Here is a 19509-nt window from a genome sequence, read left to right as displayed (position 1 = left end):
AGTTACTCCTTCAGCAATTCAATGATTTCATTTTCATAATCTGCCGATTTTTCTTCAAAAAAACCCAGATGCATTTGTACTAACTCTCCCTGACGATTGAAGATATAGCTGCTTGGCATACCTTGCAGATCAAACTTGCTGGCGACATCTGCTTGCGGATCGAAACGGATATGAAAGTCGGCGGGTAATTTTGATAGGAATTTTTTAGCTAGCGCCTTATTTTCATCTAGGTTAATAGCAACAATGGCCAGTCCTTGTTGTTGGTATTTCTGATGCATTGCATTCATCCACGGAAAAGACTTACGGCAAGGCCCACACCAAGAGGCCCAAAAATCCAAATAGACCACTTTCCCCTTAAACTCATTAAGGCTAACCAATTTGTCTTGAAAATTTTGTACCTGGTAGTCCAACGAAGGCGCGGCACTTAAGCTAAACGCCATAAAGCTCAGTAACAGCAATAATTTTTTCATTATATATCCTGATTTATTATCATTAATCCGTTAACCAAATCGACACATAACCCTAACCCAGAAAATGTGAAAGAAATGTCAATGTTAACTTAGTATCAGCCAATGAAGGGAATATCAATAAAAGCAGGGCTGTCTCTATGTTGAATGAGCCAGAAAGATTAGTTTTAATCTAATGAACTACAGTGAAATTATCGAAACTAATCCTCTGTTGCCGCCGGCTAACAATGCCAGCCACATAGAGATGATAAATGTGTCCATTATATCTGTGGCCTCCTTAATAAGGGCCGATTGATGTAGATATACAGGTAAGTCTTATGAGCATAAAAACATAAAGAGGTTGCAGCTAATTAGGATTGATTACTGATTTTGATATTTCTATTAGCATCACTCTCCCATTAGCGCTTAAGTTCTAACAAGCTGTGGTCCAAAAACGAGTTAGTCATCCCAAAACCAGCTGAAAAAAGCCCTGCTCCATTTCTGGAACAAGGCATTTTTATCGGTATAACACGACAATTAACGAATAGCTGAGACCAGATAATCGATAACTGCAGTATCGGCCGTAGCGGTATGCTGCAGTGCAAATAGCGGCACTGGTTTTTCCAGCATGTTTCGTTCGACCATTTCGTTAATAATAGGCAAATCGAGTAAACCAGCTTTACCTACCAGTAAGTTATCTAGCGGCATAGTTTTACTCAAGTTCACAATATCTCTAAAGCCTTTTAAATAAAGGAAGTCTTTGGTAAAACCACCACCGCGATAAACTCGCGTGGTTAAGGTAAATGCCTGCTCTGTTGTTTGACTATATTCGCGCATTAGAGTGTGGAACGTCATCGAAAAATCTCGCTGCTCCAGCATTAAGTTAACCGCGATCACTCGCATCGCCAGTATTTTCAATCGGCTCAAGGTTAAATTGCCAGAGCAATACTCGCTGTAAATCGCCAACCCCTCTTGAGTATGAGTATTGCCCACTAAGCCAAGAGACAATACCTTTAACTGCTGACGCCTAGCGTTAACCGTGGTCAACATATGCACTCCAAGCTCATGGTAAGCAAATGCAATCAGCTCTTTGCTACTGAACATGGCGTCTTTATTGATTAACAAGCTGCCCTTTTCATTATTAACCATCGCCTTGGCAACCAAGCGAGAAGATTTTTCGACCTTACACTTCAGCCCCCACTCATCCGCCTGCTTTTGGAATGACTCAACCGCATGGTCGGCATCAAAAATAGACGCGTCTTCATCAGCTTCAATGGCTGGCGCACGTAATAAGAACTGAGCATTTGCTATGTCATCTTTATCTGGCTGACCATAATATTTAAGCGAGTTATAAACAAAGTCATCAGTGCCAATAGAGCACAGCAGATCAATCTTTGTCGCTAAGTTATCAATCACATGCCGATAAAGCTGTTGAATGTCAGCATCCATCACGTTTTCGACGGGCAACTTATACAGCAGTTCTCGGAACTGGTACGGGTTCAAATTTAACTGTTTGTAGTTAAACTCAGGCGCAACAGCCCCTTTACGGGCTAAAAACTTTTTACGCTCGCTAGCGATATTAATCGGGTTAATATATTTCAGCGTGGCGACGTTATTGGCCAACTTAAACAAGCTCTTGTCGAGCGATAACAGCTCTGGCGGTAATGTCGATGATAATAGATCAATGCTCCTGACAGACTTACGCTTGCCAAAGCGGCGCATAAAATACGCTGCAGTTTCTGATATCGCTTGTTTAACGCCCGCTTTTAACTCCTCTAACACCAAGGGGTACAACTCGCCCGTGGTTTCGTCCATAAACACTTTCTTCACTTCCACTGGCAACACCAAGGTGTTGTCAAAGTGCGCGTTAATATGCGCAATTAAATAACCACGCCCTTGAAATACTTCATCGGTTGCTGCACGTACATCAAGGTTTGGTAGCGCTATTTTATTCAGCTGTTTTTCAAAATGTTGACAGGTCTCACCCCAGCGCTCGGTATCAATTTGACTAGTGCCAATATTAAATGTTGGCGTATTCGCCTCAATGCGTTGATGATTGTATGAGTGCACATCAAACACAATGCTGTTTTTAAACTGCTTTTCTAAGCGAGCAACCAGTGCCCCGAGCACATTATAAAAAGACTGATGCTTAGCATGGCTCTCACCGCGCTGCTTTGGCGTTAATGGCTTTTGCCAAACCTGCTTATCCCACGCCGTTTTAAAATAGGTCGATAACGTTTTAGGGCGATTTAAGTCGTATTCAAAACGTGAATCGTTGCCTATCAATACAATGGGAAAAGATGACAATAACTCATCAGTGTATGGGTCTTCCTCATAGAAGCGCTCAGGCTTAGTGAGTAAGAAGCTCTTTTTCAGATCAGCTCTCAGGCGGTGTCCATTATGAATAGCCGTACACACGACTGGCGAGTATTCATCAATCTTAACGATGAATGAACCGCCATCGACCTCAGCGTGGAAGCACTCGCCTTTATTGATTAAAGCAATACACTCTTTTTCAGTTAATATGAGCATCGTCGATCGCCTTTCTAAACGCTGTTTTTCTGATGTTTAACGCTTCTTTGGCATTGACCACGCTTTCAACAAAATCAATGACCTTCTTTTGCAGCTTAACGTTGTTCAACTTGTTGATCCGCATGATGCCACCAGGGCTTTGCACGTTAACTTCAATCAACTTTTCGTTAATCACATCAATGCCGACAAAGAACAAACCATCACGCACCAACTTAGGACCGATGTGCTTGCAAAGGGCTTTTTCATTTTTGGTCAGTGTATGCTTAACCACACTGCCACCCGCATGAATATTTGAACGCACTTCACCTGAGGCCGGAATGCGCTTCATAGCACCAATGGGTTCGCCATTGAGCATTAAAATTCGCACATCACCTTGCTCGGCACCTTCGACATACTCTTGCAAAATAACGTAGTTACCGCCCTTACCGCTGTTAATGTAGAACTCGAGCAACGAGTGAAAACTCTTTTGCGCCGCCTTCTCCACCAAAATAACGCCTTGGCCGCCAAAGCCATCAAGTGGCTTCATAATCATCTTGTCGGTCTTCGACTCACGCAGTACTTCCTCTAAATACTCAGGTGTTTTTGACACGTGAGTCACCGGAATGAACTGATTGGTTGGATCGTCAAATGATGCGGTATACAGCTTATTATTAGCAATTCGAAGACCATCAATATCGTTCATGATAAAGACATCATCACGCACTGAATCAAGGAAATTGAGCGCGATGGTGTCTAGCGGAGGGTTGGCACGCATAATAATGCTGTCAAAACCCGCTAACGGTAAACGCAGAGTTTTAAACTGCGCTTTTTTATAAAATGAAACGATATTATTTGGTACCGACTGCTCTTTACTAAACACACGGCAAAACGCACTAGCTTCACTGTCGCGCATGGTTAAATTGCTGGTAGTCGCTAGCGCAACAGTATAGCCGCGTGCAACGCACTCATGGATCAACCGAATGCTAGTATCGGTTTCAGGTTCGATGTTTTCCCATGGGTACATCAAAAATAAAATTTTCAATTGGATCTCTTAATAAAACGGAATGCTCTAAAGATCTTGGGCCAGGACTGGCTTGGGGAGGTGTAGAGTACTCAAAATAAACAACACAATAATTCGGGTGTAATCACCAGAATCCGACTATGACATCTATCTATCAATACAAGTTTGAACTAGATAAGGCGGCGTAATTTACACCGATTTTAAAAAAATGCAAATAAAAAATGCACTGATATTGAGTTTATTTATGGGGTGATAAATCATCTTAAAAATCCAACAACCATTTCATTTAGTCCCCCAAGAGCGCTAACAACTAAAACTCATTATAATCAGCAGATTGACTAGTAATTACACTCGGTTGACAACATACGATATCAAGTTCACTTACCAGTCAAAATTATCGAATAAAGTGCTCAATTTGAGCTATATAGCAGACGTCAGAAAAGTGATCGCCATAACTTAGTAATAAAGGCGCTTCAATGGTTAATATACTGACGTTACATTCATCGGATCCTCTTTCGACATTTCTTTCACAAGTGATTTAATAAACTCATGCCTCCGATATCAGTAGCCTTCCTAACAAGGCACGGTGAAAATAGGTATGGTTCCGATGCATAAAACAGTAGATGTTCAGCAACCTTTTTCTCTTGAGCGCCATATCAGCTACCCGCTAATGCTGTTTCTATTAGTGGCCGCCATTTTTGAATATTTCCAATTCGATCTTAATATTGCTCAGTATTTTTTTAGCCTAGAGGGCGGCGTTGATAGCTGGCCTTTAAGAGGCCAGTGGTTGAGTGAAAATGTATTGCACACCGGTGGTCGCAACTTAGTTATCGTATTAGGCACAGCATTACTGATTTCATTGGGATTAAGCTGTAAAAGCAAACGTTGGAACCAATACAGACGTAACTTACTCTGCTTAACGCTAAGCGTGCTGACCTCAATACTATTAGTGAAGTTTGCCAAAGAGTTCACTCACGTTAGTTGTCCGTGGGATGTGATTCAATTTGGTGGCCAATTTGCTTATGTACCCATTTTTAGCCCCTTACCTAATGGTGCTGAATTTGGACAATGTTTTCCTGGTGGACACTCAAGTGGTGGCTACGCTTGGGTTGCGCTGTATTACTTTGCATTGCAGCTCAAACCTAAACTACGCTGGTATGGATTAGCCTTTGGCATACTCTTGGGCGCGACATTTAGCTTAACTCAACAGCTAAGAGGCGCACACTTCTTCTCCCATGGTTTATGGAGCCTGGCCATATCCTGGTTTACCGCCAGCAGCTATTATTATTTCCTATTTGTGAGAGCCAAAAAACAAAACCGCCTAGAGGCGCCTGAAATAACTAGCCATTAAAACTGAACATAAATATATGATTTTAGAGAAATTACCCTTTATTCCCATTGCCATATAACATTAACAACATCAAGCTAACCCAAACCCAAACCCAAAAACGCCAAGGAGCTAGACTCTAGCTCCTTGGATGAACGCCACAATGCAACTAACTAATAACTCCACGCTGCTAGTCTAAAGCAGGTGCAGCCGTTAATTCGGCCACCCTTGCCTCGCTGCTGGCAGACAGTGTTTTCATCACCCAAATACCAATAAAAATAAACAGTAGCATTGCCACTTCAACACCAATAACAGCTCTAAATCCATCGTGCCATAACTGTATTATTTCCTCGCTAAATATCAGCCAATCAGCGAGTAAAGTCAGTATTAACACTGCAACGGTGGCGAAACCGTTACGACACGAAAACAGTTAACGTGGGCCAATCAAGTGTTAAAAGTTTCGAGCTCGAACTTAACTATCAGCTGAGTGACGAATTAGCTTTGTATGCATCTTTCGGCCAAGCTAAAAGTGAGCTTATTGATTTTGTCATCAGTATTCCTACTGAGACTGGTGCAGTTGTTAACGATCTCTCTGGTAGACAATTTACCGCGCCGGAATGGACTGGCAATGTGGGCGCGACCTACACTGCCGATAGCGGTATCTTTGCCAGCTTAAATGCCAACTATGCCAGCAGTACACCCAACCGTGTTAATCCATATCGAGAAGGACTAAAAGAAGGCGAAGCGGAGTTTGACCTACAAAATGACAGCCGCACCTTGGTCAATATGCAACTCGGTTATGAATGGCAAGATATCGGCCTTTACCTCCAAGGTAAGAACCTGTTTGATGAGGAATAATCACCACTAACTTCACCCGTACGCCGAGCCTAGGAGCCCCTAGGCAAGTTGCGCTAACACTGCGCGGCCAGTTTAGTTTATAAGTAGTAGCTAGATAAAAAAATTAGCCAGCTAACATTACTGCAGACGCTTATTGGCAGCTGATATAGCCGCTACCAATAAGTAAAAACGAACCTGAAAGGTTCGCTTTTTTATGGCTAACGTTATAGATAGAGCGAGTGCTACGGAGAAACTAGCGACAAACTTAATCAGTTAGTTACAAACACATTTTGCCGATTGTTCACAAGGCGCTGCAGCGGCAATAGTGCACATGCCACTGCTGTTGCCAGTGCCAACGCACCAAGCATTACAATCAAATTTATCTGGGTGGCCAGTATCATTAGTGTGTGCGTGCAGCACATCTTTACCTGGATTAGATTCGACAAGTAGGCCATCTTCCATGCAAGCTTCACCAAACATTCTGCCATTGGCAGTGCCTTTTTCATCGGTGCCAATATGACAACCGGCAACGCCAGGTGCGACGCCGTCGCTATCTTTCCACCAAGTCTTTTTTCCTTCCATCCAATCTCTGGGCTGAAAGGCAAATACCCCTTTAGCGCCGGGCATATCTTTAGCACCACTCGATGGGCTCGCATCATGGTCGTCACCTGCAATTGACATTGCAGAAAAAACAACACAAAAAAGCAGTACTATCGTTTTTAAATAAGTCATATCAATTCCTTTAATCTGTTTAATATCCACTATTATCGACAAGATTAATTAGGTTTATTGACCCAAACGACAAATCTTTATGCTGCATAAAATACTGTATTAAAAACTAGCAGTGGCGAGTTGTATTATCAAGTTAGATTATTTAAAGCCGCTTTATAGCGTACATTACAGCCTAGATAAGTCGTACCTTAATACACCATAGCCGCTTAGATTCGATAGTCGTGGTATCGCACAGCACGCTAAAAGAGACAATAAAGACAATCCGCTTCGCTACCACTTTAGCGTCACGTAGAAAACCCAGCTCGTTGTCTTTATACATAAAAAAGCCTGCATTAGCAGGCTTTTTTAATCAGTAAAACTATTAATCAATATTGATATCCGTGTCTTTATGATCGTACATATCAGGCGTTGTATGCAGATTGCCAGCAAAGCCCGCTTTTTCTAGCTTTTGCCGCACAGCTTTAACTTGTGCCGCGGTAACCGGTTCTTCTCGGCCGCCCAGATAGAGACGAACAAAACTAATTAATCCCGCTAACTCACTATCCGTTAATACATTCTGAAAGCTGGTCATTGGCATAAAGTTACGCTCTTCATCCAAATAGGTCGGCGCTAAGCCACGAATCGTCACCGCGATGGTATTGAATGGGTCGCTATGCATGATAATGCCGTTATGGAGCAACGTTGGCGCTATTGGATCGCGTCCTTTTCCATCTTCACCATGACAAGCACCACACGTATCCGCATACAAGGCGTAAGCACTAAACTGCTCTTGTGAGTAGGACTCTGCAACAAAGCCTGTGGGGGATAACTGCTGTTGCCCTTCAGGAATGGTGTTATGCACATCGCCCACCAGCAAGTAGCGTGAAATGGTTTCAATGTCATCACGAGTCATTAAGCTAGTACTGTTTTTCACCACATCAGCCATGCCAGCAAAAGCCGACCCTTTTGATGAATGTCCGGTGTGTAGAAAGTCTGTCAACGACTCTAAATCCCATCGATCTTCATACAGCTCCTGCGCCGTGATGTTGGGCGCATTCCAGCCATCAATGAGGTTACCTTGGAAGATCTTTTCAGGGATCAAGGCTTGCGCTAAATTCCTCGGTGTATGGCACTCAGAGCAATGACCTAGGCCCATCACCCAGTACTTACCTTGCTGCCACTGCTCGAGTTCATCTTCATTAAGCTGAACATGTTCGGGCGCAGAGTACGACAGCGGGTCAGTGTCCATAAATGCAATATTCCAGCCCAACAAACCCATACGGATATTAGAGGGGAAGATCATCGCATTTTTATCATTTTGCCTTGGAACGGCTGTAATCGATTGTAAATAGCTCCACAGATCTTGGGTATCTTGCTCGGTTAGATACTGATAAGAGGTGTACGGCATAGCCGGGTACAAATAACCATGTTTGCCTTTGCCGTCAAATAACGCTGCTTTAAAGTTTGCATAATCATTGTCACCAATACCTTCGCTAAGGTGGGGCGTAATATTGGTTGAGTAAACCGTGCCAAAGGGCGTTTTAAAAGGCAGGCCACCCGCAAAACGTTCACCACTTTCTGAACTATGACACGCCACACAATCCCCTGCATTGGCGAGATACTCACCTCTCGAAATTGATTCAGGGTCAAGTGCTGCAAGCTTTTCATCATACTGGTTTCTTTGCTCAGTGATGTAAGCTCCTATGGCTAATATTTCATTACGGCTTAGCTGCTCAGAAAAAGCTGGCATCAAATTATTCAATCCAAATTCAATAGTGTGCTTTATCTCCTCAATACTACCGCCATGCAACCAAATATCATCGGACAATATTGGCGCCCCGATGTCAGTATTTGCTACCGTACCATCGCCATGACAACTCGAGCAGTACTGCATAAAAATGACTTTACCCAAATCAACTTTCACTTGGGGTGCATTAAGATTTCGACGCTGCAGCGATGCAATGTAATAAGACATTTTTAGAATTTCATCTTCCGACAGTATGTCTTTCCAGCCCGGCATAGCACCATGACGTCCATCTTCGATAGAGTGTAAAATGTCGACTTCCGTACCACCATATAACCAATCATGGTCAATCAAATTAGGAAAGTGCTTTTGTCCCTGTGCATTCGCGCGGTGACAGGCGCCACAGTGATTTTGAAACAATAATGCCCCGCTATTCGTGACGTCAGAGTTTCTCGCCAATGCAGTTAGACTGAGATCGGTTAACGGCGTCATTTGAATATCTAAATCAGTGACTGGCGAGCTAAGTGCATCGTCACTTTGCTCCCACCCCATTAAGCCTGCCCAATTGCCAAGGCCCGGATACAGGACTAAAAAACCTGCGGAAATAATAAATGCGATGAGGTACGACAGATAAAATACCCGCGGTGGAGGTGCATCGTTTTCATCAATACCATCAAAAGTCTCAATGGTTCTATCTTTATCTGCTGTATGTTCAATGCGCCAATATTTAACGACAACCAACGCCATAAATGCGAGAAAAATCAAGATGAATACAATCACCCAGGTGTTCCAGAAAACAGTCATATCAACGCTCCTGATCGCTGGCAGTATCATTGCCTAAGCTTTGCAAATAGTGAATCAAAGCTTCACCTTTAGTCACTCCTTTCACGGCTAGACGCGATCGCTCTATTTCATTCTCGGTGTAAGGCACTCCCAATCCTTGTAAGACGCGCATCTTGGCTTCAATATCGTCCCCAGAAAGTGCTTGCTTGAATAACCATGGGTAAGCAGGCATCAAAGACGTCGGCACCACTTGCCTTGGGTCAATCAGATGCAAACGCTGCCACTGAGCAGAGTATTTTCGACCTAAGTTAGTCAAATCCGGACCGGTTCTTTTCGAGCCCCAAAGGTTGGGAAATTCATAGATATCATCGCCCTCTTCGTTGGGTCGACCATCGCGTTTTACTTCGGGCTCAATGTTGCGCACCATTTGCGTATGGCAAACATGGCAACCTTCGCTGATGTAAACATCCCTACCCGAAACCTCTAAAGCCGTTAAAGGTTTAGCCAACGAGGTAGCCCTTATTTCATCAGTGCGAACTAAGCTAGGTACAATAAGCACCAATATAGAAAAACTGGCAACCACGGTGGTGGAAACGATGAGGATTAAGAGCGATTGCGTAAAGTCTTTACTTAGCATCGGCTGATCCCTCCTGCTCTAGCGAAACGGTTTTATAGAGATTAAATACCATCAGCAGCAGACCCAATACGAAACATGCGCCGCCAAAGAATCGAACAAATAACCAAGGGGCTTTAAAGTCCATCGCTTCAACAAAACTATAAGCGAGCGAACCATTCTCTTGTTGCGCCAGCCACATGTAGCCTTCACCTATGCCAGCAACCCACAGTGCGATGGCATAAAGTGCGACCCCAAAATGGGCTATCCAGAAATGCCACTTAAGCAATCGGTTCGACCAAAGCTTAGTCTTGCCCCACAGCCGTGGGATAAAGTAATAGAACATCGCGATGCCCGACATCGCGACCCAACCCAACGCGGCGGAATGCACATGGCCAATAATCCACTCAGTGTTGTGTGCCAGCATGTTAAACCAACGTATCGCCAGCAAAGGCCCTTCAAACGTCGCCAAACAGTAATAGAGTATCGCCGACATAAAGAACCACATAATGTAATCGGTTTTAAGCTTCTCTTTGTTTTGCAGCAAGGTCATAGCGCTGTTAAATGCACCCGCCCAGGAGGGTAACCATAGGATAAGAGACATCACAATGCCGATGTTCTGCAGCCATACAGGCACTGATGAATAGAGTAAATGATGCGTTCCCGCCCATGTATAGAACCCGACTAACCCCCAAAAATGGATTACAGATAAGCGATATGAATAAATGGGGCGTTCAGAAATTTTGGGAATGAAGTAATAGTTCATGCCGATGATGCCAGCGGTTAGCAAAAAGCCCACCGCGTTATGTCCCCACCACCATTGAACGATTGCATCCTGCGCCCCTGCAAATACCGAGTATGACTTCATTGCAGACACTGGCATCGCTAAATTATTAAGAATAAAAATAAGGGCGACAACAATAATAAAGGCACCGTAAAACCAATTGGAAACAAAGATGTGATTCACTTTACGTTTCGCTATGGTGCCAAAAAATAGCACCCCATAAAGCATCCAAACGAGTACAATTAACAAATCGATTGGCCACTCAAGTTCTGCATATTCTTTACTTGAGGTATATCCCATTGGTAAGGTCACTAGTGCTAAAAACAACACCAATTGCCATCCCCAAAAAACCATCCAAGACAGGCTTTGATTAAACAGCTTTGTTTGACCGGTTCTTTGTACTATGTACAAGGATGTTCCCATCAACATATTCACCACAAAACCGTAGATAACCCCAGAGGTATGCAAGGGTCTCAAACGGCCAAACTGGATATATTCAGAATTGAAATTCAGCACCGGCCAATAAAGCTGAGCTGCTAGCACCACTCCGATAAACATTCCCGCTATGGACCATGCCACCGCAGCCACAATAAAATACCGAACCACTTTGACATCATAAAGCTCCGTGCCTGGTGTCATATACTATTCCCCTTCCTTTTTTGTACCCAGAACCGAGAAGTAGTAAGCAATATCCTGAATATCTTGTTCTGATAAGGCATCAGCCTGCTGCTGCATTAAAATCGCTAAGCCACTGGTACGCTGTCGAGACTGATAGTCTTTTAAGGAGGAGATCAAATAACCCATCTTCTGACCACGTAGATTGGGATAGGGGTCGATAGTAGAAATTCCATCTTCACCATGGCATGTCATACAGACCTTGGCTTTTTGCTTACCAATTTCAAATGACGGCTCATAGTTGGCTTTGGCATCCATGGTGATGAGCGCAAGTACTACTAGCAGGATTATTCGGTTCATTAGCGATTCTCTTATGTTCTTATGCACCCTATTGAAACTAGTATGAATTGCTTAATTTGCCACAAATACCAGTAATAACACTCAAATAAGCATACGTCGCTGATAACGAATCGGTTCACTATAGATGGTCGTAGCCATTGCTAGCTAAGTGAGTACGGGTCAATTTATATGGCCAAATATTGGTGTGAACATTTGCGCTAGTCACATCACGTGAATCTCATAAATAGCAGCTAAACATTCTCATGTTCCTCCCAATAAAATTGCTGTTCGCTATCTTCAAAACACTATTGTTTGTGACCGACATCAAGTAATTATCGCTAAGACTGTGGGATATTGAGAACAAGTAACAGGATATATCTAGCAATTAGAAGAGAATTGAGATGGATTTTATTAAGCATGTTCCGGCATTATTTTATGTTTTATTGGGTATAGGTGCGGTTGAGGTGTTCGTCATTGGTCTTGGAGTGAGCATTAAGAAGCTCAAGAAGCGTTTCTCGAATAACTAACTAGAACAAAGCTTAACTAAACCAAACGGAAAAAGCCTACTCACGTAGGCTTTTTTGTTTTGAGGTGCATTATCAAACTAATATTGTTGTTAAACACCTAACTTATCGCGCATGGTGTAGTACCACGCGCCAATCGCACTAAAAGGCACTTGGAACCTATGGCCACCAGGGAAGGGGTAATGAGGTAGCCCTGCAAAGGCATCGAATCGAGTCGCCTGACCATTAATGGCTTCAGCCAAGATCTTACCCGCTAAATGGGTGTAAGTTACCCCGTGACCACTGCAGCCTTGAGAGTAATAAACGTTGCTGCCAATACGCCCTACCTGAGGTAAACGTGACAGCGTCAGCAGGAAGTTACCGGTCCAGCTATAGTCAATTTTGACATCTTTAAGTTGCGGAAATATTTTCAACATTTTAGGGGTGATAATAGACTTAATATCAGCGGGATCGCGAGCACCATACACCACGCCACCGCCATAAATTAGGCGGTTATCACCCGACAAGCGGAAGTAATCCAGTAGATAATTACAATCTTCAACACAGTAATTTTGCGGCAGTAAGCTTTTTGCAAGCTCATCGTTTAGCGGTGCTGTGGTGATCACTTGTGTGCCACAGGGCATCGCCTTGGCTTGCAGCTTTGGAATTAAGCCGCCCAAATATGCATTGCCTGCAACCACCACAAATTTAGATTTCACGCTGCCATGAGCAGTATGCACCACTGGACTCTCGCCCTCTTCTACCTTAATCACAGCAGAATCTTCGTAAATTTTGCCCCCCAAGGACTCCACGGCATTGGCTTCACCCAATGCGAGATTCAATGGATGAATATGGCCACCACTCTTGTCGAGCAAACCACCAACATACGCCTCGGTATTAACCACCTTACGGATATCATTTTTATCCAAAAGCTCTAGATGGTTCATATGGCCATGTTTTTCCCACAGCGACTTTTGCGACTGTAGATGCCCCATCTGCTTGTCGTTTAGTGCCGCAAACACACCACCATCTTGCAGATCGCACTGAATGTTATACTTGCTAATGCGCTCTTTAATTATCCGCGCACCTTCAAATGCCATTTCACCAAATAGCTTGCCAGCATCTTTACCAACCGTCTTTTCAATCGAATCGATATCGCGGCTAAAGCTATTGACTATCTGGCCACCATTGCGGCCTGATGCGCCCCAACCAATACGAGCAGCTTCTAGCACAGTGACACTGTAACCCATCTCGAGTAGGTGCAATGCGGTCGATAGACCTGTGTATCCGGCACCGATAATACAAATGTCCGTGTCGATGTTGTCTTGTAGCTGTGCACGCTCTGTTTTGTCGTTGGCTGATGCCGCGTAATATGAATTTGCGTGTGGTGTACTGGTCATGGTTTCCGCCTGTCTTTCGTGACTAATTATTGACATAACTTCTGTCCTTTACGCTATAAAAGTAAATTTTTCGATCTCGATAGATGTGCTGATTAGCAACCCATCCCCCTCTACACCGCTCATCATTTTTTACCGCTGACAATGCAGAGCATGCTCTACATTGTCATGGGTTGTTGGCTATCCAGAGCCTGCCCGTTGTTTGGCTTCGGCTCTGCGGGCAAAGTACCAAGAGACAAATGCAATTAGCGAGACAATAAGGATAATCAAGGTCGCTAATGCGTTGATCTTCGGCGACACCCCCATTCTTACTGAAGAGAACACCACCATAGGTAGCGTCGTCGCACCAGGGCCAGAGGCAAAGCTGGCGATCACTAAATCATCGAGTGATAAGCTGAACGATAGTAACCAACCGGCGACTATCGCTGGCGAGATCATCGGTACCGTGATCTGAAAAAACGTCATTAACGGCGTTGCACCCAAATCCTGAGCAGCCTCTTCGATTGAACGGTCTATCTCACGCAGCCTCGCAGATACAACGACTGCAACGTATGCCGCACAAAACGTCGAGTGAGCAATCCAGATGGTTAACATGCCACGTTCCGCTGGCCAACCTAGAAATTCAGCCATATGTACAAACAGCAGCAGCAATGACAAACCAGTGATCACTTCTGGCATCACCAGTGGCGCTGTGATCATATTAGACAAGGTCAGCTTGCCCCAACCCCGCGCAAAACGCGTCATCACAAATGCCGCCATGGTGCCAAGTATTACCGCCATCGTAGAGGCATAGAATGCCACCTGTAAGCTGGTACCTACCGCATCAAGGATCTGCTGATCGCGAAATAGTTCGCCATACCATTTGACCGAAAAACCACCCCAAACCGTCACCAATTTAGATTCGTTAAACGAGTAAAAGACCAGAACAAACATAGGGGCATAGAGAAAGAACATTCCAGCCCACAACATTACGGTAGAGAAACTTAACTTCTTCATGACCCTTTCTCCATTTCACGTGCCTGATAATGATGAAACAGCGTGATAGGGATAATCAATAATCCTAACATTACCATCGCTAGCGCAGAGGCAACGGGCCAATCTCGGTTATTAAAGAACTCTTGCCATAGCACTTTACCTATCATCAAGGTGTCTGGTCCCCCCAACAGTTCAGGGATCACAAACTCACCCACCACAGGAATAAACACCAACATCGAACCTGCAATTACGCCGCCCTTAGATAAAGGCAAGGTGATTTTCCAGAAGGTATTGAGACTACGCGATCCGAGATCTGATGCGGCTTCCAATAAGCTCATATCAAGCTGAGATAAGGTCGCATACAGAGGTAAAATCATAAACGGTAAGTAGGTATAGATAATGCCGATATACACCGCAATATTGGTGTTTAATATCTGCAGCGGCTCAGAGATAAGCCCCGTCCACATCAATATGTTATTGATAACGCCATTGTTGCTCAAGATCCCCATCCACGCATAAACCCGGATAAGAAACGAGGTCCATGATGGCAGCATAACCAATAAAATCAGCAAGGTTTGACTACTCTTTGGCGCTCTAGCAATGGCATAAGCCATCGGATAACCAATCAGCAAACAACCAATGGTGGAAATGGCTGCCATCTTCAGGGAGCTCAAATAAGCGTTGTAATACAGTGAATCATCAAGGATCAGCAAATAATTGCCAAAATTGAGCATGATATTAAGCGATTCTTCAGCGTACTCTAATAGCGGTTCGTAGGGCGGTATCGCCATAAGTGGCGTCGAGAAACTAATCTTAAGTACAATCGCGAAGGGCAGTGCGAAAAACATTAGTAGCCAAAAATAGGGGACACCGATGGTCCAGCATTGGCCTTTGGGTAATCGAAATTTTAACGGCTTTTTCATGATCGATTCCTTATGTTCTAAGGACCACTCCGCTGGTGGCCTCCCAGCTAATGAAAACTGCTTCTTCCCACGTTGGAGGGTCTGAACGACGTTCACGGTTGGTCATGATGGTTTGGATTAACTGCTTATTGGGTAGGCGGATGTAATACACCGAAATTCCCCCTAAATAGGCAATATCTTCAACCACACCGCTCGACCAGTTATACTCACCTTCAGGTTGCTCGCGAGTAATACGGGTCTTTTCTGGACGCACTGCAACCCAAACGGTTTTATCTTCTACGCTGGTTGATACCCCATGCTCAATAAATATTTTTTGTGCCAAGCCTTGGCTTTCAATAATAATATGGTCAAATTTATCGACAGCTATTTCGCCTTCAAATAGATTTACGCTACCAATAAATTCAGCCACCATGCGGCTATTAGGACTTTCATAAATATCAGTTGGTGATCCAGTCTGTGCGATCCAACCATCATTCATAATCGAAATTCGCGCTGCCATAGTCATCGCTTCTTCTTGGTCGTGGGTCACCATCACACACGTCACCCCTACAGCTTCGAGAATATCGACCACCTCTAGTTGCATCTGCGTACGCAACTTTTTATCGAGTGCGCCCATTGGCTCATCGAGTAACAATAATTTAGGACGCTTAGCTAACGAGCGTGCTAACGCCACACGCTGACGTTGTCCACCCGATAATTGATTAGGTCTGCGTTTAGCATAAGCTTCCATATGGACTAGCTTTAGCATCTCTTGCACACGCGCTTCAATGTCTGCTTTTGATAACTTGTCTTGCTTCAGTCCAAACGCAATATTCTGCGCCACGGACATATGTGGAAATAACGCATAAGACTGGAACATCATGTTGATAGGTCGTTCATGTGGCGGCATATCGGTAATGTCTTCACCATCAAGAAAAATACGCCCTTCAGACGGTTTTTCAAAGCCAGCAAGGATGCGAAGTAAAGTTGATTTACCCGAGCCTGAACCGCCTAATAGTGCAAAAATTTCGCCTTTTCTAATACTCAGTGACACATCATCTACTGCGCGCACTTCGTCAAATAATTTACTGACTCGGTCGATCTGAAGTAGCACTTCTCCCTGCGTCTTTATAATCGGTTTATTGGTGACGTCCAAGGTACTAGCCATATTACTTCTCCAACAGATACGCCTTAAGGTCAAAGGCTCATCTCTTTAATATTGTGTCTATTTTTGCCGTTGATCAAAAAGGGCAAGGTAAACACCTTGCCCAAATTCTGATTAATAACCCGATTTCACTTTGGTCCATACACGTGTCAGTGCACGTTGTGATTTCATTGGACGTACATCACCGACGTAAAGGCGATCTAACACCTCTTTTGTGGGGTAGATTGAAGTGTTGGTACGCACCTCTTCATCAACCAACGGCAATGCCGGTACGTTCGCGTTAGCGTAAGCAACATAGTTACTAATAGGCGCTATCACTTCTGGACGAAGGAGATAATTAATAAAGGTGTGAGCATTTTTCACGTTAGCGGCATCAGCTGGGATCGCTAACATATCAAACCATAGGTTTGAACCCTCTTTCGGAATTGAGTACTCAATGACATTTCCATTTCCCGCTTCTTCAGCACGCGCTGCCGCTTGGAAAATATCACCTGAATAACCGAAGGCAACACAGACGTCACCATTGGCTAAATCGGTGATATAACGCGAAGAGTGAAAATAGGTAATATAAGGGCGAACTTTAGCTAAGACCTCACCGGCCTTCTTAAAGTCATCAGATTTAATGCTGTTAGGGTCAAGCCCTAAATAGATGAGTGCCATAGGGATCATCTCATCGGCACTATCCAGTACCGATAAACCACATTTAGACAACTTCTCAGCGTACTTAGGGTTAAAGATCAGCTCTAACGAATCAACGGGGGCATCGTCACCTAATACAGCTTTCACTTTATCGACGTTATAACCAATACCATTAGTGCCCCAAAGATAGGGTACAGAATACTGATTACCTGGATCGGCAGTCTCAAGCTGTGTCATTAACTCAGGGCTCAAGTTTTTATGATTTGATAGCTGGTTTGAATCGAGTTTTTGGAAGGCGCCTGCTTTAATTTGCTTTGCTAAAAAACTATTTGATGGCACAACGATGTCGTAACCTGAACGGCCTGAAAGCAGTTTTGCTTCAACCACTTCATTACTGTCAAACACATCATAAATGACGCGGATCCCTGTTTCTTTATAGAAATTATCTAGCGTGTCTTCGGCAATATAGTCAGACCAATTATAAACTCGAACGACTTCCTCAGCGTAAGTGACGCTGCTGGCCAAGACACTTACTGTGACGAGGGCTAAAGTGGTCACCTTTTTAAAAAGTTTCATGCTATCTCCTGTTTAGCGTAGCAGCAGATAAACCGCTTCTGCTGTTGCTGCATTGTGTTGCCGATTTATCGGCTTTAGTTCTTATTGTTGACCAATGCTACACCTGAAAAACGGCATCGGCAGTGCGTACTGCTTTAGCTTTCATATAGATAACGCTCAATACTCAAACAGCACTATCTATATGAATGACTCCTTTGTATCTGTTGATATTTCTTGTTCAAAAGCACCACTGCTATTCATCCCCAAAATCAATACCAGCGGTGACTATGTTTAAACGGTTAGCAGGAGGAATTTACGCTCCCAAGAGCTAATCACTTGACGATAGTTTTCTAAATCGGCTTGCTTCACCGCAATATAACCATTGGTAAAGGTTTCACCTAAATACTCACGACAAGCTGAGCTTTCAGCCATCACAGCCAGTGCTTCTTCAAGTGTTAACGGTAGGGAAATGCCACTACGGTTTTCGTTGGCACGCCCTTGAACAGGAGTGAAAGGCTTAACGTCTTCAACCATGCCCATATAACCACATAATAGACTCGCAGCTATCGCCAAATAGCTGTTGGCATCAGCGCCAGCAATGCGGTTTTCAACACGTAAGTTTTGCGGAGATGATTCTGGAATGCGTAGACCACAAGTGCGGTTTTCTTCGCCCCATTCCAAGTTAACCGGCGCAGAAGTCCCCGGTAGAAAACGACGGAATGAGTTAACATTAGGTGCGAATAATGGCAATAACTCAGGGATGAACTTCTGTAAACCACCAATGTAGCTATAAAAAAGTGGCCCTTTAGTGCCATCTTCTTTACTGAAAATGTTTTTGCCTGACTTCATATCAACAATGCTCTGATGCAGATGCATCGCACTGCCAGGCTCATTAGTGATAGGTTTTGCCATAAATGTCGCGCAGACTTTGTGCTTAAGAGCCGCTTCACGCAGGGTACGCTTAAACACAAACACCTGATCGGCTAGCGACAGAGCATCACCATGAGAGAAATTAATCTCCATTTGAGCAGTGCCTTCTTCGTGGATCAAGGTATCGATATCCAACCCTTGGATCTCGCACCAATCATACATATCTTCAAATAACGGATCGTACTCATTAGCCGCATCAATCGAGAAAGACTGACGTCCAGATTCTTGGCGACCAGAACGACCAATCGGCGGAATAAGCGCTTGATCTGGGTCTTCATTAATACGCGTAAGATAAAATTCCATTTCAGGTGCAACAACAGGCTTCCAGCCTTTCTCTTCGTATAACTTAAGTACTTTTTTAAGTAGGTTACGTGGCGACAACTCAATAGGGTTTCCCATTTTGTCGTACGAATCATGAATAACCTGTGCAGTAGCTTCGATAGTCCAAGGCAGTTTAAAAACCGCATTTTCATCAGGAACACAAATAAAATCGATATCGGCCGCATCCAATAAAGCGTCATACGCCTCATCTTCAACATAATCTCCCGTCACCGTCTGCAGTAACACGCTTTCAGGTAAGCGCATGCCTTTCTCATCAATAAACTTACCGACCGGAGCAATCTTACCTCTGGCAATACCTGTCATATCACAGACAACACATTCTACTTCAGTGATCTTTTCGTCTTTTAAATAACTAATTAACTTTTTCATT

19 protein-coding genes are annotated in these 19509 nt (G+C 43.9%); 3 read left to right on the top strand and 16 right to left on the bottom strand.

Annotated elements, in window-relative coordinates; all coding sequences use genetic code 11:
- Positions 1 to 2: 2 nt before the first annotated feature.
- The 3 genes from CXF83_RS05870 to gshB form a co-directional block, all read right to left on the bottom strand.
- Positions 3 to 470, bottom strand: a complete 468-nt coding sequence (locus CXF83_RS05870; protein ID WP_101091296.1) for a TlpA family protein disulfide reductase — start codon at positions 468 to 470, stop codon at positions 3 to 5.
- 513 nt (positions 471 to 983) lie between these two features.
- A complete protein-coding gene (locus CXF83_RS05865) occupies positions 984 to 2978 on the bottom strand; it encodes a flavohemoglobin expression-modulating QEGLA motif protein (protein ID WP_101091295.1) in 1995 nt (664 codons plus the stop codon).
- Complete coding sequence (gene gshB, locus CXF83_RS05860) at positions 2962 to 3999, bottom strand: glutathione synthase (protein ID WP_101091294.1); 1038 nt, start codon at positions 3997 to 3999, stop codon at positions 2962 to 2964. Before gshB ends, CXF83_RS05865 begins: the two co-directional genes overlap by 17 nt.
- Before the next feature lie 586 nt (positions 4000 to 4585).
- Here gshB and CXF83_RS05855 point away from each other — a divergent pair.
- A complete protein-coding gene (locus CXF83_RS05855; protein ID WP_232775041.1) occupies positions 4586 to 5329 on the top strand; it encodes a phosphatase PAP2 family protein in 744 nt (247 codons plus the stop codon).
- 166 nt (positions 5330 to 5495) lie between these two features.
- Here the strand turns inward: CXF83_RS05855 and CXF83_RS05850 are convergent, their stop codons facing one another.
- Positions 5496 to 5699, bottom strand: coding sequence for a hypothetical protein (locus tag CXF83_RS05850; protein ID WP_101091293.1), 204 nt, complete (start codon positions 5697 to 5699; stop codon positions 5496 to 5498).
- A gap of 41 nt (positions 5700 to 5740) precedes the next feature.
- Between CXF83_RS05850 and CXF83_RS05845 the strand changes: the two genes are divergently transcribed.
- Positions 5741 to 6163 carry a TonB-dependent receptor domain-containing protein gene (locus CXF83_RS05845; RefSeq protein ID WP_157822915.1) on the top strand — a complete coding sequence of 141 codons (423 nt, stop codon included), beginning with the start codon at positions 5741 to 5743 and terminating at the stop codon, positions 6161 to 6163.
- Positions 6164 to 6415: 252 nt separating this feature from the next.
- Here the strand turns inward: CXF83_RS05845 and CXF83_RS05840 are convergent, their stop codons facing one another.
- From CXF83_RS05840 to CXF83_RS05820, 6 genes are all read right to left on the bottom strand, one after another.
- Positions 6416 to 6874, bottom strand: coding sequence for a hypothetical protein (locus CXF83_RS05840; RefSeq protein ID WP_232775040.1), 459 nt, complete (start codon positions 6872 to 6874; stop codon positions 6416 to 6418).
- A gap of 172 nt (positions 6875 to 7046) precedes the next feature.
- The gene (locus CXF83_RS22490) at positions 7047 to 7193 is read right to left on the bottom strand and encodes a hypothetical protein (RefSeq protein ID WP_157822914.1); all 147 of its coding nucleotides are present in this window, start codon (positions 7191 to 7193) and stop codon (positions 7047 to 7049) included.
- A 42-nt stretch (positions 7194 to 7235) separates the two neighbouring features.
- Positions 7236 to 9401 (bottom strand): c-type cytochrome, encoded by a 2166-nt coding sequence (locus CXF83_RS05835; RefSeq protein ID WP_101091291.1) that lies wholly within the window; start codon positions 9399 to 9401, stop codon positions 7236 to 7238.
- 1 nt (position 9402) lies between these two features.
- Positions 9403 to 10017 carry a cbb3-type cytochrome c oxidase subunit II gene (locus tag CXF83_RS05830; protein WP_101091290.1) on the bottom strand — a complete coding sequence of 205 codons (615 nt, stop codon included), beginning with the start codon at positions 10015 to 10017 and terminating at the stop codon, positions 9403 to 9405.
- Positions 10007 to 11416 carry a cytochrome-c oxidase, cbb3-type subunit I gene (gene ccoN / locus CXF83_RS05825; RefSeq protein ID WP_101091289.1) on the bottom strand — a complete coding sequence of 470 codons (1410 nt, stop codon included), beginning with the start codon at positions 11414 to 11416 and terminating at the stop codon, positions 10007 to 10009. Before ccoN ends, CXF83_RS05830 begins: the two co-directional genes overlap by 11 nt.
- Positions 11417 to 11419: 3 nt before the next feature.
- On the bottom strand, positions 11420 to 11752 hold the full coding sequence (locus CXF83_RS05820) for a c-type cytochrome (RefSeq protein WP_101091288.1): 333 nt from the start codon (positions 11750 to 11752) through the stop codon (positions 11420 to 11422).
- Between the two features lie 380 nt (positions 11753 to 12132).
- Between CXF83_RS05820 and CXF83_RS22960 the strand changes: the two genes are divergently transcribed.
- Positions 12133 to 12258, top strand: coding sequence for a hypothetical protein (locus CXF83_RS22960; protein WP_257982831.1), 126 nt, complete (start codon positions 12133 to 12135; stop codon positions 12256 to 12258).
- Between the two features lie 89 nt (positions 12259 to 12347).
- On the opposite strand, the gene CXF83_RS05815 is transcribed toward CXF83_RS22960, so the two are convergent.
- From CXF83_RS05815 to CXF83_RS05790, 6 genes are all read right to left on the bottom strand, one after another.
- Positions 12348 to 13634: an NAD(P)/FAD-dependent oxidoreductase gene (locus CXF83_RS05815; protein WP_101091287.1), complete on the bottom strand. Its 1287-nt coding sequence runs from the start codon at positions 13632 to 13634 to the stop codon at positions 12348 to 12350.
- A 177-nt stretch (positions 13635 to 13811) separates the two neighbouring features.
- Positions 13812 to 14627: an ABC transporter permease subunit gene (locus tag CXF83_RS05810; RefSeq protein ID WP_101091286.1), complete on the bottom strand. Its 816-nt coding sequence runs from the start codon at positions 14625 to 14627 to the stop codon at positions 13812 to 13814.
- Entirely contained in the window at positions 14624 to 15529 is a 906-nt protein-coding gene (locus CXF83_RS05805) for an ABC transporter permease subunit (protein ID WP_101091285.1), read from the bottom strand. The genes CXF83_RS05810 and CXF83_RS05805 overlap by 4 nt, the downstream gene beginning before the upstream one ends.
- Before the next feature lie 10 nt (positions 15530 to 15539).
- Positions 15540 to 16676, bottom strand: a complete 1137-nt coding sequence (gene potA / locus CXF83_RS05800; RefSeq protein ID WP_101091284.1) for a polyamine ABC transporter ATP-binding protein — start codon at positions 16674 to 16676, stop codon at positions 15540 to 15542.
- Between the two features lie 111 nt (positions 16677 to 16787).
- Positions 16788 to 17888: a polyamine ABC transporter substrate-binding protein gene (locus CXF83_RS05795; protein ID WP_101091283.1), complete on the bottom strand. Its 1101-nt coding sequence runs from the start codon at positions 17886 to 17888 to the stop codon at positions 16788 to 16790.
- 270 nt (positions 17889 to 18158) lie between these two features.
- The gene (locus CXF83_RS05790) at positions 18159 to 19508 is read right to left on the bottom strand and encodes a glutamine synthetase family protein (protein WP_101091282.1); all 1350 of its coding nucleotides are present in this window, start codon (positions 19506 to 19508) and stop codon (positions 18159 to 18161) included.
- Position 19509 lies beyond the last annotated feature (1 nt).

The sequence above is a fragment of the Shewanella sp. Choline-02u-19 genome, assembly GCF_002836205.1.
Lineage (GTDB): Bacteria > Pseudomonadota > Gammaproteobacteria > Enterobacterales > Shewanellaceae > Shewanella.
Note: the sequence above shows the minus strand (reverse complement) of the source record. Positions and strands in the feature narration are given on the sequence as shown.